A 15,027-nucleotide genomic window follows, 5' to 3' on the forward strand; every position below is an offset into this window, starting at 1 on the left:
ACTATAGCACTCCCTTCGTTGAAGGTACTCCCGTTACCCGTGGATCAATGGAGGTCGCCTCGTCCAGTGCGCGTCCCAGTGCTTTGAACACCGCCTCGATCATATGGTGGGTATTTTGCCCGTAGTGAACGATGACGTGCAGCGTCATCCGAGCCTCCAATGCAAATTTCCACAGAAATTCATGCACCAGCTCTGTCGAAAAGCTCCCCACCTGCTGTGACGGATACTCCGCACGATACTCAAAATGGGGTCGGTTACTGAGGTCAATGATGACCTGCGCGAGCGCCTCATCCATCGGTACAAAAACACTGGCATAGCGCTTGATTCCTTTTTTATCACCCAGTGCCTCCAGCAAGGTTTGCCCCAGACAGATACCAATGTCCTCCACGGTATGGTGGTCGTCGATATCAACATCCCCTCTGGCCTGCACATTCAGGTCAAAGTGTCCGTGCTTCGTGAACAAATCCAGCATGTGATTGAGAAAAGGAACATCCGTTTCAATCTCGGCCTGTCCTGTCCCATCTACCGCAAAAGACAGCTGAATATCCGTTTCGTTCGTCTTCCGGCTGACGCTGCCTGCGCGTCCTGCTCCGTTATTTTCGTTCCCCATCGCCATCCACCGCCTTCTTTTCATTGTCCAATCGAACTTGTATCGCCCGCGCGTGACCTTCCAGCCCTTCATGCCGGGCAAGCTGCATAATCGTCTCTCCATTGCGCAGCAGCGCTTCCTTGCTGTAATAGATCATACTCGACTTCTTGATAAAATCATCAATATCCACTGGCGAAGAGAACCGCGCGGTTCCATTCGTCGGAATAATGTGGTTGGGCCCAGCAAAATAATCGCCTACCGGCTCCGAACTGTACGCTCCCAGAAAAATAGCTCCCGCATTTTCAATCAGACCCACATGCTCCATCGGCTGCTCTGTCATGATCTCCAAATGCTCCGGCGCCAGCCGATTGACAATACGAATGCCCTCTTCCAACGTGTCAACAACAATGATGGCTCCATAGGACTCTACTGAAGCAGAAGCAATATCTCTACGCGGCAGATCGATCAATTGGCGCTGCACTTCAGCTGATACTTCTTCCGCCAAGCGTTGCGAGGGCGTAACCAGAATGGCCGAGGCCATTTCGTCATGCTCCGCTTGCGACAGCAGATCAGCCGCTACATAAGCAGCGTTCGCCGTGTCGTCAGCCAGCACGACAATTTCACTCGGTCCGGCAATACTGTCGATATCCACCGCACCGTACACCTCACGCTTTGCCAGCGCTACATAAATGTTGCCGGGACCGCAAATTTTATCGACCGGTTCAATGCGATGTGTTCCGTAAGCGAGAGCGGCAATCGCCTGCGCTCCGCCCACCCGGTATATTTCCGTCACACCAGCCTCTGCCGCAGCTACCAGTGTATATGGATCGATTCCCGCCTTGCCGCCTGTTGCCGGGGGTGTCACCATGACAATCTCTGGTACACCAGCCACCTGAGCGGGAATGACATTCATCAGCACCGAGGATGGATAGGCCGCTTTACCGCCCGGAACATACACGCCTACACGCTGTAATGGTCGGATAATCTGACCGAGCAGGCTGCCGTCCGGCTGCCAATCCATCCACGAATTCCGTTTTTGCTTCATGTGAAAAGTACGGATATTATCCGCCGCCTCTCGAATTGCCTGTATAAAAGAAGGCTCCACCTTGTCATATGCCGACTTCAATTCTTCATCTGTCACACGAAGCTGCTCCGCCGTCAGCGATACACCATCAAACGATTCCGTATACCGCAGGACAGCTGCATCTCCCTCCTGCCGCACCGAATGAATAATGGCACGAACAGCCTCATTTTGCTCTGGTGTACCGTAATCCACCTCGCGCTGGAGACTGAATTCACGGGCTGATACGATCTTCATTTGTCCATTCCCCCTCACTTGCAGCTTGCTTTGCAGAATGCTCCTTAGCCATTGTCCTATTCCACTAGTTCATTTGTCACCGCAGTTGGAATCACCTGATGCAATCGGTCACACAACGCCTGAATCGAGCCGTTTTTCATCCGATAGCTGACCCGATTGGCAATCAGGCGACTGGTAATATCCAGGATGCTGATCTGCTCAACCAATCCATTCTCCCGCAAGGTCTGCCCGGTTTCCACCATATCCACAATGCGGTCTGCCAAACCGATTAACGGTGCCAGCTCGATGGAACCATTCAGCTTAATAACCTCCACTTGCTGGCCTTGCTCACGAAAATACTGGGAAGCCACGTTCGGATATTTGGTAGCGACCCGCTGGCGAATACCTGGCTGCCAATCCGGCAGAGCAATCACCGACATCCGGCAACGGGCGATTCCCAGATCCAGCAGTTCGTACACATCCTTGTTTTCCTCCAGCAATACATCCTTGCCCACAATGCCAATGTCCGCAGCCCCATACTCCACATACGTAGGAACATCGACCGGCTTCGCCATGATGAATTCCATTCCCAGCTCAGGCAGCGGAATGACCAGCTTGCGCGTATCATCCACATCCTGCGGAATCGGGACTCCCGCTCGGCGAAACAACTCGGAAGCCTGCTTGTAAATCCGTCCCTTCGGCATGGCTACCTTCAATGTTTCCGTCATGGCAATTCCCTCCCTTGTACCGGTTGCCTTTCTGCAACTGTATAGCTGTATACCTCTGCATATAGGTCCTGCTGCTGGTGCCGCTCATCCTCCGGCCCTCCCGCCAAGCCTGTAACCACAATCCGGCCGGCTGTACGAAGCTGCGCCGCAGCCGATAACGCCTCTTGACGCCCCTGCTCGTCATAAAGGATAAGTATGGGACGCTTCGTCTCAATCTCAATACCGTCCACACCGTCGACGATTCGATTCGTCTTGAGCGCAAATCCCGTCGCAGGCACGGACCGACCAAACTGCTGGAGCAGATTGTCATAGCGACCTCCGTTGCAGACGGGAAATCCAATTTCCGCCGCGTAGCCCTCAAAAGTCATTCCTGTATAATATGAAAAATCTCCGATCATGGTAAGGTCAATTAACACATGCTCAGATACGCCATAAGCCTCCAGCACTTCCCATACCTCGCACAAATGTGCAATAGATTGGAGCGTTTGCTGCTCCACGCTAAGACGGGTAGCCTGTTCGCAGATTTCTTTTCCACCGCGCAGCCGAAGAATAGCCTCCAGCTTATCCCGATGTTCAGCAGCCAAGCCCAAAGCCTCAATCGCTGTTCGGTAGCCCACTACATCACGGCCCAGGAGCAGCTCCTTTAGTGCCTCCTGCTCAGCCTGGCGACCTGGAATGATTTCCTCGAACAAGCCGTTCAGGAATCCCACATGTCCCATGGCAATTTTAAAAGAGGCAACTCCTGCTGCCTGCAACGATGCAATCGCCAATGCTACAACTTCCGCATCAGCCTCCGGCGAGTCATCGCCTACCAGCTCCACACCCGTCTGAAAGAACTCGGCTTCTCTTCCCGCCTCTTCCTCAATCGCCCGAAATACATTGGCATGATAGGAAAGCCGAAGCGGCACTTCCTCTTCCTTCAGCAGCGACGATACCACCCGCGCAATTGGCGCAGTCATATCAGACCGCAGCACCAGCGTGGTCCCCCGGTTATTGAGCAGCTTAAACAGCTTCTGATCCGAGGTGGAACTGGCCACCCCCACCGTATCGTAATATTCCATCGTAGGCGTCATAATCTGACGGTAGCCCCAACGCTCCATACATTCGAGCACATTCCATTCAATCGCCCGCAGCTTCGACACTGCACGTGGTAGATAATCCCGAACCCCTACAGGAATTTCAAACCCTTTTGGCTTAGACATCTCTATCACCTCATGATTTCACAATATCTTTATCATGGTAAAGTGCTAACAAACTAAAGTATATTCGATATATTATCACGCCCTGCTTGTCAACGTCAACAGAATGGAGCCGCCCATTTTTAGAGTTCTCGTCAATGCGCTGCCCCTCTCTGTATTGTATCCACTGCCGAATTCATAAATCCTATAAGAAAATCATCTAATGACATACTTTATGGAAGCAAGATCGCGCGTAGCGGAAATTTTTCTTGCTAGAATCAAAAAAAAGACTGCCAGCCTCTCAGCCAACAGTCCATCTAAAAATTATTTAGCCACTCACCTGCTCGCCTTTAGTCTGGGAAGGCAGTTTCGGAATCGTGCCCAATCCGACCCAGGAAAACGGTAGATATCGAAAACATAATGTTACAATCAACCAGGAGCCAAACAGTGCCAGCAACCATCCGCCGGCAATGGAGAAAATGTATTCTATTGGCGTTCCATGCAGATCCAGCTTGCGATACACTCGCAATAATGCCGGGTGAAGTAAATAAATACCGAAAGAACATGCCCCCATCCAACTGATCCACGCTCGCAGCCTAGCATTCGCATGACGATAGAAGAAAACAGAAAACTGAAACAGCACTAGCGCAGATAAGAGGGCATGTGCATTTCGGAGCAGTTCATAGACCAGTGAGTCTGCATAGATGGCTTTGCGATATGCTACAAACCATATCTGCACATAAGCTATACCCACGAATAGCCAAACCGCCCACAAGGCACACCAGCTGACCAGCTGTCTGCGACCAATTGACGTCCCAGGCAACGGAAAAAGCCACTTTTTAAACCCTTCATATCCAATCGCTACAGCAGCACCCAAAGCAAAATAACTGATATATGTAATCGCAAGACTTCCTCTTTCCACTCCCCATACGTATTTGTTCAGTAATACAAACCCCCATTGAATGACCAACCCTGCTGCCAAAATAACAAAGGCGGCTCTCCGTGGGCTCCATATCCATTGCCTTAAACGCTGCACTCCCCACAACAACAGCGGGAAGACCAAATAAAATTGGATAATGATAATAACATAATACAAATGCGTATATGCCTTTCCTGTTAACAGCACCAGCGGAAGATCACTGAGCGGCATCAGTCCGCGTGTCACCAAGGTCAAATAGTAGAGAAGTGAAAACAAAACATAGGGTAACACAATAAACATCAGTCTTTTCCGAAAAAACACAAGCATACTCTTACCTCGAAGCGGCCTATCCACATAATTGTAAAATAATACAAACCCGCTCACAAAAATAAACACCGGCACTGCAAAACTGCTAAACACATTTAAAAATAAAAAAGGATAAAATAATAGAGAATGACGTGCATCAATCAAAGCCATTGAAGTCGCATGAATAGTAACAACGGCTGCAATCAATATTCCCCGATAAATATCAAGCTCCGGTATACGTTCCTTTTTGACCAAATCAACACGCTCCCATATCGCCTTGTAAATATATTTATTTTCTATTTTTAAACATAACCAACATCCATTACCCTACTTATTATACAAAAAAACAGCGCAAAAAGGCCCCTTAATCTATAAGAGACCTTCTTGCTGTGCTATTTATTATTCGCCTACACCGGAGCGTCTCAAATCACGCAATGGATTACCGCCTACAAACGCTCCAGCAGGCACATCTTTATGCACCACCGCTCCGGCAGCTACGATAGCTCCGTCACCGATGGTGACACCTGGCAAAATGGTCGTGTTTGCACCGATCAACACATGATCGCCAATCACCACTTTACCGATACGATACTCCTGTATTAGGTATTCATGGGCCAGTATGGTCGTGTTATATCCGATAACTGAATTGTTTCCTATCGTAATATGCTCTGGAAAAAAAACATCTACCATGACCATCAGTCCGAAGGCCGAATGTTGCCCCACCTTCATACCCAGCATTTTGCGGTAAATGACGTTTTTCAGAGAAAGCACAGGACAATACCGGGCAAGCTGTATAAAAATAAAATTTTTAACGCCTTTCCAAGGGCTCACCGTCCGATAAATCTGCCATAACGCGTTAGGACCTTCTACGGGATAGCGTTTTACCTTCCTCACGATACATTGACACCTTGAAGCTCCAGCTTCAGCAAGTCGCGCATATCATGCAGCATGTAATCTGGTCCATATCCACGCAGCGTTTCCTCGCCCTTGAGCGACCAAGCAACACCCGCAGATTTCACACCTGCCGCCTGGGCTGACAAAATATCAAAGGAACTGTCTCCGACCATCAACGTATGCTCCGCGGCAGCATTCAAGCCAGCTAATGCTTTAAGCACTGGCTCTGCATGCGGCTTCGGATGCTCCACATCGTCTACCGTCACAATATAGTCCATCGAGGAGGTCAGATTGAACAGATCAAGTACGCGCATCGTGGATGGTCGTATTTTGGTTGTCACGACCCCTAGCTTAATTCCTCGCGCACGAAGCTCCTGAATAACCTCAATCACATACGGAAATGGCTTCACCATTCGGTCATGGTGAACCTGATTATAAGCACGGTAGCCTTTAACTAGCTCAGATACATCCGTTAATCCCGAAAAAGTACGGAGCTGATCTTCCAGCGTTCCACCCATATGGGGAATAATATGCTCCCGAGTTAGCGGATCAGCATCCGGATGATTCAAAATGTGCAAAAACGTGCTGATAATCAGTTCATTCGTATCCATGATGGTGCCATCCAAATCAAACAAAATCGTGTTTATCATAGATGCTCCTTCTTGTCCTCGTCCGTTTCTTCCTTAGGATGCTTATCCGCTGTAACAGTTGGAGGAACCGTCTCTTGTCCTGGGCGGGATGCTTGCTCTGGCGTCACGTCAGGTACCTGATCAATCCCCATCTTACTGGAGACAATCGGGTCGCTATATCTCGCAACGGATGAACCCTTCCGGCGACGAACCAGGATGAAAATTACAGCAGCTACAATGATGAAAATAGCAAGCAGCTGTGAAATCCGTACGTTGCCGTAATTCGGGTCCAAGTACCCTGGTTCAAACCCTAGCCACACCATAGGGGACCACAGAGCATTCAGAAAAGAAGCCATCCAGTCCGGCCCCTGAAAAGCCAAGCTGTCCGTCCGCACCCGCTCGATGAAAAAGCGACCGATAGAGTACCAAATGAAGTAAAATGCAAACATTTCACCCGCACGTACAAACTTCATCCGGCGAATCACAAGCAACAAAATCACGCCTACGATACTCCACAGCGATTCATACAGGAACGTAGGGTGGTGGAATACTCCGTTAACATTCATCTGATTCACAATAAAATCCGGCAAATGCAGTTGATTCCGCAAAAAGGTTTCTTCCGTCGGTCCACCGTAAGCTTCCTGATTGACAAAATTACCCCAGCGTCCAATCGCTTGGCCGATCAGTAGACCCGGCGCACAAATATCAGCGATACGCCAGAAGTTATATCCTTTATAGCGGAAATAAATGACTGCACATATGATCGCGCCGATCAACGCGCCATAGATCGCAATACCGCCATTCCAAATTTTGAAAACATCCCATAGATTATCTCTGTAGTCTTCCCACTTGAAGGCCACATAATAAATACGCGCTCCAATAATAGCCGATGGGACGCCTAGCAGCAGCATATCCATAAAAAAATCCTGCGGAATACCGAATCTTTTTCCTTCACGGATGGCCAGATATAAACCCACAAGCGCCGCCAGCCCCAAAATTAGCCCATACCAGTGGACCTTAATTGCCCCGATGGAAAAAGCAATCGGATTCAGCAATAATGTTGCCGTTGACATATGTTTCGCTCACTCCTTTTTCTTCCTTGCAAACACCGGCCCTTAATCCATATCTTCCATATCTTCGGAGATCGTAGCGGTCAGCTTATTCGTAAATTGCAGGGCTGCGTTAACGCCCATTTGTTTCAAACGATAGTTCATCGCTGCCACCTCAATAATAACAGCCAAATTTCGGCCCGGACGAACTGGAATCGTAACGAGCGGAACATCTGTATCAATAATACGTGTCGTTTCTTCATCCAGGCCTAGACGGTCATACTGCTTGTCTTGTTGCCATGCCTCCAGACGGACGACCAATGTAATCCGCTTGTTATTACGAACAGCACCTGCCCCAAACAGCGTCATCACATTAATGATGCCCACGCCCCGAATTTCCAGCAGGTGACGGATCAACTCAGGTGCAGTACCATGCAGCTGAAAATCAGACGTTTGCCGAATTTCTACCGCATCATCCGCTACCAAGCGGTGTCCACGCTTAACCAGTTCCAGCGCCGTTTCACTTTTACCAATCCCGCTGCTGCCTGTGATAAGCATACCTACGCCATACACATCACACAATACACCATGAATGGTCGCTGTAGGAGCCAGCTTTCTTTCCAGAAAACCCGTAATGCGGCTTGATAAAATCGTCGTCGCCATATTGGTTCGCAGTACAGGTACATCTCGCTCAGCACTCGCCTTCACTAACTCAGCAGGTACTTCCAAAGCACGAGTGATAATGATACATGGAGTCAGCTCTGTACACAGACGCTCCATCCGATCCCGTCTCTCCTCAGGAGGCAGCATACCCAGAAAAGCCAACTCAGACCTCCCCAAAAGCTGCACCCGCTCTTGTGTATGGTATTCAAAATACCCGGCCATCTCCAAACCCGGACGATTCAAATCGTCGACTGTGATGAGTCTGCGCAGACCCTTTTCACCGGAAATAACCTCCATTTGAAACTGCTGTACAAGCTCGGATACCTTTACCTTTTTAGCCATCGTATTCTCTCCTTCATCTGCAAAACCGGATTCTATACGTTATTTGATTTATGTAGCTTTACCTATTAACTATACAGCCTCACGCCAGTCCATCCTGTACCAGCCCAAGCCTCGCTGCATTCAAACATATGATTTCAGGCTGCCTCTGGTTCCGACCGTTTGAATAATCTCACATATAACCCTGCTACAAAGCTTGCCTGAACCCAGACCTGTACCATTGTACCCATCGTATCGGAATTTTCTAACGAATGCAATGCCGAAGCTGGTAGCTGTAGGACATATACAAAAAGAGCCGCCATTTTCCGGTCGGGAAAACGGCGACTCTCTTTACAGGCTGATCTTATTCACCAACCAAAATGCTCAATTCCGATTCTTTATCGAAAATATGAACCTTGTTCATATCGACAGCCAACTTCGCTTTGACACCATCACGAGTATTGGAACGTCCGTCTACACGAGCAATAATCGTATCATTTCCGGCACCACTCAGGTACAACAGCATTTCGTGACCAAGATTTTCCGTTACGTCCACCGTGGATGTAAAGATCGTATTCGGAGAAGCCTCCAGGAATACAGGCTCTTCATGAATATCCTCAGGACGGATACCCAAGATCACTTCTTTGCCGATATAGCCCTTCGCTTTTAAAATCTGACCTTTACCTTCAGGCACGAACAGCTCCAGACCTGGTGCTGTGAAATGCAACGCGCCTTCTTTTTCAACCAGCTTACCTGAGATAAAGTTCATTGTAGGAGAGCCGATAAAACCAGCCACGAACAAATTCACTGGACGGTTGTACAGTTCATCCGGGGATGCAGCTTGTTGGATAATACCATCCTTCATGACTACGATCCGATCACCCATGGTCATTGCTTCGACCTGATCATGGGTTACGTAGATTACAGTCGTTTCCAGACGCTTAGCCAGCTTCGTGATTTCCGCACGCATCTGACCACGCAGCTTGGCATCCAGGTTGGACAGTGGCTCATCCATCAGGAAGACTTGCGGATCACGTACAATCGCACGTCCCAAGGCAACACGCTGACGCTGACCACCCGACAGCGCTTTCGGCTTGCGATCGAGCAGATGCTCAATATCAAGGATTTTAGCTGCTTCACGTACACGTTTATCAATTTCTTCTTTCTTCACCTTGCGAAGCTTCAGACCAAAAGCCATGTTTTGGTACACGTTCATATGCGGATACAAGGCATAAGACTGGAATACCATCGCGATATCGCGATCCTTTGGAGCCACGTCGTTCACAACACGATCTCCAATGTACAATTTACCGTCCGAGATTTCCTCCAGACCAGCGATCATACGGAGTGTAGTAGATTTCCCACAGCCGGAAGGACCAACCAATACGAGAAATTCTTTATCTTGAATGTCCAAATTGACATCAACAACCGTAGCTTTATCTGCACCCGGATATTTTTTGAAAATATGCTCTAAACGTACGCCAGCCATAGCTTTTGCCTCCCCAAGGTCAAGTTTTGAAATCGAATACATTTTCTACTTGTATCTTACCCTAGTCCCCAAAGCATGGCTATTCGCAAACTGCACAAAAATGCTATTTCCTTTTTGTCACTTTATACAATAGTAGATAAAGCTTCACCAAAACTGCGTCATTAAATGTCCGCACATCCAATCCCGTCTCCTGTTTAATTTTGTCCAGACGGTAAATTAGCGTATTCCGGTGTACATACAGGCGCTTAGCTGTCTCACTTACATTACAGTCCAGTTGAAAAAAGATATCCAATGTAGCTGCCGTTTCTGGGTCTTTCAATATGACAGACGACTTCATTAGCTGCTCCAAAAATAGTATCCGTTGTTCCTTGGGAATGCGGTTTAACAGCCTTTCCAAATGAAGCTCCCATGAAAAGTGGATGTGCTCTGTTACATGAAAAATTTTCCCAAGGTGGATCGTCTCCCATAACATATTCAGCTCTTTGGGTAGATTTCGTGCAGGAATTAACGGCTTGGATACCGCCAAATGGAATACACCCACCCACTCATTCGCAATAAGCTCGTATAAGCCCAAGCTAAAAGCCGTAAGGACCTCCTCCAGCGATTCTGTAAAATCCGTATCCCTGGTTTCAGCATCTTTATCCCGTTCGTCGTCTGCTCCTAACAGAAGCTCTTTTTTAGCCATAATCAACCAAGATTGCTTATCGAGTGGAACAAGCAGCACCTCTCCACCAAAATAACTGGCTAACAGTCGATGCAGCTGCGGGAAGGCAATCCCACCCTCCTGTGTTCCCTCACCATTCAGTAAAATCGGAACCATACACGCCGATAGTGAATCGTGAAGCTGCAACTCTTCGGGAATCTCTTCTTCACTGTGCAGATTGGCAGCCTGCTGTATAAGCCATTGTCCAAAACGATTCATCCGCTCTTCCTCGCTATACATCGGATTCATCGACAATTGTGCCCCATTCTGCCAAACCTGTTCCATGTTCCCCAACAGCGCTTCTACCAACTGTCGTTCCCGATCGGTCAAGTGTCTGGCCTCTACCATAAAGGCAGCCAGCTCACCCACCGAAGCACAAAACGGGAAATATAACTTGTTATCACGTATAAACGATCTATTCGGCATAACTGAATCTGCTGATTGACCTTCTGCCGTCATTTCCGAACACCAGGACACTATGGTAAAAGGCGCTTGAATAATATTCTGAAGCTGTTGCTGAATCCATTCCGTATTCAGAGTCACACGATCACCACTTCACTTTTTTTGAATATGCACAAAGCGAACATAATGAACCCATTATAACCCGTCGATACCGTAAAATAAAAAAGTGATTAAAAACATAACTTAAACAGCACAAAAAAAGCCATCAACCTAAGTTGATGACTTTCGATGAGCCATGAAGGACTCGAACCTTCGACACCCTGATTAAAAGTCAGGTGCTCTACCAACTGAGCTAATGGCTCATAAAACTGGTGGAGGATGATGGATTCGAACCACCGAACCCGTAAGGGAGCAGATTTACAGTCTGATGCGTTTGGCCACTTCGCTAATCCTCCATATAAAGGTGGCTCGGGACGGAATCGAACCGCCGACACGAGGATTTTCAGTCCTCTGCTCTACCGACTGAGCTACCGAGCCATACCCATTAACAAAAAAATAAAGTGCGGAGGGATTCCCCTTCCCACTTTAGTACGGTTAAACTATGATATTGAAAAATGGCGGAACTGACGGGATTCGAACCCGCGATCTCCTGCGTGACAGGCAGGCATGTTAGGCCTCTACACCACAGTTCCCTATATTTTTCATAAATGGTGCCGGCGAGAGGACTTGAACCCCCAACCTACTGATTACAAGTCAGTTGCTCTACCAATTGAGCTACACCGGCACGGTGGTGGAGGCTGAGGGGATCGAACCCCCGACCCTCTGCTTGTAAGGCAGATGCTCTCCCAGCTGAGCTAAGCCTCCTGGGTATGTATGGTAGCGGCGGAGGGGATCGAACCCCCGACCTCACGGGTATGAACCGTACGCTCTAGCCAGCTGAGCTACACCGCCATAACATAATGTTTCGCAAGCTTGTCCTAAATGGCGGAGAGAGAGGGATTCGAACCCTCGCACCACTTTCGCAGTCTAACCCCTTAGCAGAGGGTCCCCTTATAGCCACTTGGGTATCTCTCCAAATAAATAGACGCACTTAGCGATAATCAAGCTAGTTATTCTACATATTATACTGAATATTAAGCCTAATTCAAGGTGTTACACCCTGAAAACTGGATCCGAAACTCCATTGCGTTTATCTTTAGGATAAGCCCTCGACCGATTAGTATTGGTCAGCTCCATGCATTGCTGCACTTCCACCCCCAACCTATCTACCTCGTCGTCTTCAAGGGGTCTTACATACTGGGAAATCTCATCTTGAGGGGGGCTTCACGCTTAGATGCTTTCAGCGCTTATCCCTTCCGTACATAGCTACCCAGCTGTGCTTCTGGCGAAACAACTGGTACACCAGCGGTACGTCCATCCCGGTCCTCTCGTACTAAGGACAGCTCCTCTCAAATTTCCTACGCCCACGACAGATAGGGACCGAACTGTCTCACGACGTTCTGAACCCAGCTCGCGTACCGCTTTAATGGGCGAACAGCCCAACCCTTGGGACCTACTTCAGCCCCAGGATGCGATGAGCCGACATCGAGGTGCCAAACCTCCCCGTCGATGTGGACTCTTGGGGGAGATAAGCCTGTTATCCCCAGGGTAGCTTTTATCCGTTGAGCGATGGCCCTTCCATGCGGTACCACCGGATCACTAAGCCCGACTTTCGTCCCTGCTCGACTTGTAGGTCTCGCAGTCAAGCTCCCTTCTGCCTTTGCACTCTTCGAATGATTTCCAACCATTCTGAGGGAACCTTGGGGCGCCTCCGTTACTCTTTAGGAGGCGACCGCCCCAGTCAAACTGCCCACCTGACACTGTCCTCGTACCGGCTTACGGTACCAAGTTAGAACCTAGATACGATCAGGGTGGTATCCCAAGGATGCCTCCCCTCAAGCTGGCGCTCAAGGCTCGACGGCTCCCACCTATCCTGTACAGATCGTACCCAAATTCAATATCAAGCTGCAGTAAAGCTCCATGGGGTCTTTCCGTCTTGTCGCGGGTAACCTGCATCTTCACAGGTATTAAAATTTCACCGGATCTCTCGTTGAGACAGCGCCCAAGTCGTTACGCCATTCGTGCGGGTCAGAATTTACCTGACAAGGAATTTCGCTACCTTAGGACCGTTATAGTTACGGCCGCCGTTTACTGGGGCTTCGGTTCATAGCTTCGCTCTTGCGAGCTTACCACTCCCCTTAACCTTCCAGCACCGGGCAGGCGTCAGCCCGTATACTTCGCCTTGCGGCTTCGCACAGACCTGTGTTTTTGCTAAACAGTCGCTTGGGCCTTTTCACTGCGGCCCCCTCGGGCTATTCACCCTACCGAGGCACCCCTTCTCCCGAAGTTACGGGGTCATTTTGCCGAGTTCCTTAACGAGAGTTCTTCCGCGCGCCTTAGAATTCTCTTCTCGCCTACCTGTGTCGGTTTGCGGTACGGGCACCTTCTCCTGGCTAGAGGCTTTTCTTGGCAGTCTGAGATCATGACCTTCGCTACTGCAATTTTCGCTCCCCATCACAGCCCAGCCTTACGATGTGCGGATTTGCCTACACACCAGCCTCACTGCTTGGACGGACATCCATCAGTCCGCGTCACTACCCTACTGCGTCACCCCATCGCTCATAGCGGATTACGGTGGTACAGGAATTTCCACCTGTTGTCCTTCGACTACGCCTATCGGCCTCGCCTTAGGTCCCGACTTACCCTGAGCGGACGAACCTTCCTCAGGAACCCTTAGGCTTTCGGCGGATCTGATTCTCACAGATCTTTTCGTTACTCATACCGGCATTCTCACTTGAATGCAGTCCAGCGCTCCTTCCGGTACACCTTCAACCCGCATTCAACGCTCCCCTACCCCTGATGCAAAGCATCAAGCCATAGCTTCGGTGGTGTGTTTAGCCCCGTTACATTTTCGGCGCAGAGTCACTCGACCAGTGAGCTATTACGCACTCTTTCAATGGTGGCTGCTTCTAAGCCAACATCCTGGTTGTCTGTGCAACTCCACATCCTTTCCCACTTAACACACACTTGGGGACCTTAGCTGATGGTCTGGGCTGTTTCCCTTTTGACAATGGATCTTAGCACTCACTGTCTGACTCCCGGAAGTAAGTCTATGGCATTCGGAGTTTGACTGAGCTTGGTAACCCTTGCGGGCCCCGCACCCAATCAGTGCTCTACCTCCACGACTCTATTTTCCGAGGCTAGCCCTAAAGCTATTTCGGGGAGAACCAGCTATCTCCGGGTTCGATTGGAATTTCTCCGCTACCCCCACCTCATCCCCGCATTTTTCAACATGCGTGGGTTCGGGCCTCCAGTGCGTGTTACCGCACCTTCACCCTGGACAGGGGTAGATCACCCGGTTTCGGGTCTACGTCCACGTACTCATTCGCCCTATTCAGACTCGCTTTCGCTGCGGCTTCAGCTCTTCACCTTAACCTTGCACGGGAACGTAACTCGCCGGTTCATTCTACAAAAGGCACGCCATCACCCATCGATCGGGCTCTGACTTCTTGTAAGCACACGGTTTCAGGATCTATTTCACTCCCCTTCCGGGGTGCTTTTCACCTTTCCCTCACGGTACTGCTTCACTATCGGTCGCCAGGGAGTATTTAGCCTTGGCAGATGGTCCTGCCGGATTCATACGGGGTTTCACGTGCCCCGCACTACTCGGGATCCGTCTCGGAGGGAACAGGTTTTGAACTACAGGGCTTTTACCTTCTCTGGCGGGCCTTTCCAGACCTCTTCATCTAACCGGTTCCTTTGTAACTCCATGTGAGACGTCCCACAACCCCAGGGAGCAAGCTCCCTGGTTTGGGCTAATCCGC

Annotated in this window: 11 protein-coding genes, 8 tRNA genes and 1 rRNA gene (1 of these 20 cut by a window edge); all 20 read right to left on the minus strand. The window is 49.4% G+C overall.

Annotated features, from left to right (window positions below):
* Position 1: 1 nt before the first annotated feature.
* Positions 2-610, minus strand: coding sequence for an imidazoleglycerol-phosphate dehydratase HisB (gene hisB / locus B4V02_RS24380; RefSeq protein WP_007428137.1), 609 nt, complete (start codon positions 608-610; stop codon positions 2-4).
* Complete coding sequence (hisD, locus tag B4V02_RS24385) at positions 594-1,907, minus strand: histidinol dehydrogenase (RefSeq protein ID WP_094156768.1); 1,314 nt, start codon at positions 1,905-1,907, stop codon at positions 594-596. The genes hisB and hisD overlap by 17 nt, the downstream gene beginning before the upstream one ends.
* Positions 1,908-1,963: 56 nt before the next feature.
* A complete protein-coding gene (gene hisG, locus B4V02_RS24390; RefSeq protein WP_094156769.1) occupies positions 1,964-2,614 on the minus strand; it encodes an ATP phosphoribosyltransferase in 651 nt (216 codons plus the stop codon).
* Positions 2,611-3,816 (minus strand): ATP phosphoribosyltransferase regulatory subunit, encoded by a 1,206-nt coding sequence (locus tag B4V02_RS24395; RefSeq protein ID WP_094156770.1) that lies wholly within the window; start codon positions 3,814-3,816, stop codon positions 2,611-2,613. Before B4V02_RS24395 ends, hisG begins: the two co-directional genes overlap by 4 nt.
* A gap of 304 nt (positions 3,817-4,120) precedes the next feature.
* A complete protein-coding gene (locus tag B4V02_RS24400; protein ID WP_094156771.1) occupies positions 4,121-5,272 on the minus strand; it encodes an acyltransferase in 1,152 nt (383 codons plus the stop codon).
* A 144-nt stretch (positions 5,273-5,416) separates the two neighbouring features.
* Positions 5,417-5,911 (minus strand): acyltransferase, encoded by a 495-nt coding sequence (locus B4V02_RS24405; RefSeq protein ID WP_007428130.1) that lies wholly within the window; start codon positions 5,909-5,911, stop codon positions 5,417-5,419.
* Entirely contained in the window at positions 5,908-6,561 is a 654-nt protein-coding gene (gene ppaX / locus B4V02_RS24410; RefSeq protein WP_094156772.1) for a pyrophosphatase PpaX, read from the minus strand. Before ppaX ends, B4V02_RS24405 begins: the two co-directional genes overlap by 4 nt.
* Positions 6,558-7,613: a prolipoprotein diacylglyceryl transferase gene (gene lgt, locus B4V02_RS24415; protein WP_094156773.1), complete on the minus strand. Its 1,056-nt coding sequence runs from the start codon at positions 7,611-7,613 to the stop codon at positions 6,558-6,560. Before lgt ends, ppaX begins: the two co-directional genes overlap by 4 nt.
* A 42-nt stretch (positions 7,614-7,655) precedes the next feature.
* Complete coding sequence (hprK, locus tag B4V02_RS24420; RefSeq protein WP_094156774.1) at positions 7,656-8,594, minus strand: HPr(Ser) kinase/phosphatase; 939 nt, start codon at positions 8,592-8,594, stop codon at positions 7,656-7,658.
* A 340-nt stretch (positions 8,595-8,934) separates the two neighbouring features.
* Positions 8,935-10,059: an ABC transporter ATP-binding protein gene (locus B4V02_RS24425; protein ID WP_007428126.1), complete on the minus strand. Its 1,125-nt coding sequence runs from the start codon at positions 10,057-10,059 to the stop codon at positions 8,935-8,937.
* Between the two features lie 103 nt (positions 10,060-10,162).
* Positions 10,163-11,305: a PucR family transcriptional regulator gene (locus tag B4V02_RS24430; protein ID WP_094156775.1), complete on the minus strand. Its 1,143-nt coding sequence runs from the start codon at positions 11,303-11,305 to the stop codon at positions 10,163-10,165.
* Between the two features lie 148 nt (positions 11,306-11,453).
* Positions 11,454-11,526: transfer RNA gene (locus B4V02_RS24435), tRNA-Lys, on the minus strand.
* Between the two features lie 7 nt (positions 11,527-11,533).
* A tRNA-Tyr gene (locus B4V02_RS24440) sits at positions 11,534-11,619 on the minus strand.
* Positions 11,620-11,628: 9 nt separating this feature from the next.
* Positions 11,629-11,701: transfer RNA gene (locus B4V02_RS24445), tRNA-Phe, on the minus strand.
* Positions 11,702-11,779: 78 nt separating this feature from the next.
* Positions 11,780-11,856: transfer RNA gene (locus tag B4V02_RS24450), tRNA-Asp, on the minus strand.
* Positions 11,857-11,872: 16 nt separating this feature from the next.
* Positions 11,873-11,948, minus strand: a tRNA-Thr gene (locus tag B4V02_RS24455).
* A gap of 4 nt (positions 11,949-11,952) precedes the next feature.
* Positions 11,953-12,028, minus strand: a tRNA-Val gene (locus B4V02_RS24460).
* A gap of 10 nt (positions 12,029-12,038) precedes the next feature.
* Positions 12,039-12,115: transfer RNA gene (locus B4V02_RS24465), tRNA-Met, on the minus strand.
* 31 nt (positions 12,116-12,146) lie between these two features.
* Positions 12,147-12,238, minus strand: a tRNA-Ser gene (locus tag B4V02_RS24470).
* A gap of 122 nt (positions 12,239-12,360) precedes the next feature.
* Positions 12,361-15,027, minus strand: a 23S ribosomal RNA gene (locus tag B4V02_RS24475); it runs 261 nt beyond the window's last position.

This window comes from Paenibacillus kribbensis (genome assembly GCF_002240415.1).
Classification (GTDB): Bacteria; Bacillota; Bacilli; order Paenibacillales; family Paenibacillaceae; genus Paenibacillus; species Paenibacillus kribbensis.

What these genes read in the sequence shown, in the direction of transcription:
- hisB (WP_007428137.1), bottom strand. Translation starts at nt 610, where the DNA reads ATGGGGAACGAAAATAACGGAGCAGGACGCGCAGGCAGCGTCAGCCGG.
- hisD (WP_094156768.1), bottom strand. Translation starts at nt 1,907, where the DNA reads ATGAAGATCGTATCAGCCCGTGAATTCAGTCTCCAGCGCGAGGTGGAT.
- hisG (WP_094156769.1), bottom strand. Translation starts at nt 2,614, where the DNA reads ATGACGGAAACATTGAAGGTAGCCATGCCGAAGGGACGGATTTACAAG.
- B4V02_RS24395 (WP_094156770.1), bottom strand. Translation starts at nt 3,816, where the DNA reads ATGTCTAAGCCAAAAGGGTTTGAAATTCCTGTAGGGGTTCGGGATTAT.
- ppaX (WP_094156772.1), bottom strand. Translation starts at nt 6,561, where the DNA reads ATGATAAACACGATTTTGTTTGATTTGGATGGCACCATCATGGATACG.
- lgt (WP_094156773.1), bottom strand. Translation starts at nt 7,613, where the DNA reads ATGTCAACGGCAACATTATTGCTGAATCCGATTGCTTTTTCCATCGGG.
- hprK (WP_094156774.1), bottom strand. Translation starts at nt 8,594, where the DNA reads ATGGCTAAAAAGGTAAAGGTATCCGAGCTTGTACAGCAGTTTCAAATG.
- B4V02_RS24425 (WP_007428126.1), bottom strand. Translation starts at nt 10,059, where the DNA reads ATGGCTGGCGTACGTTTAGAGCATATTTTCAAAAAATATCCGGGTGCA.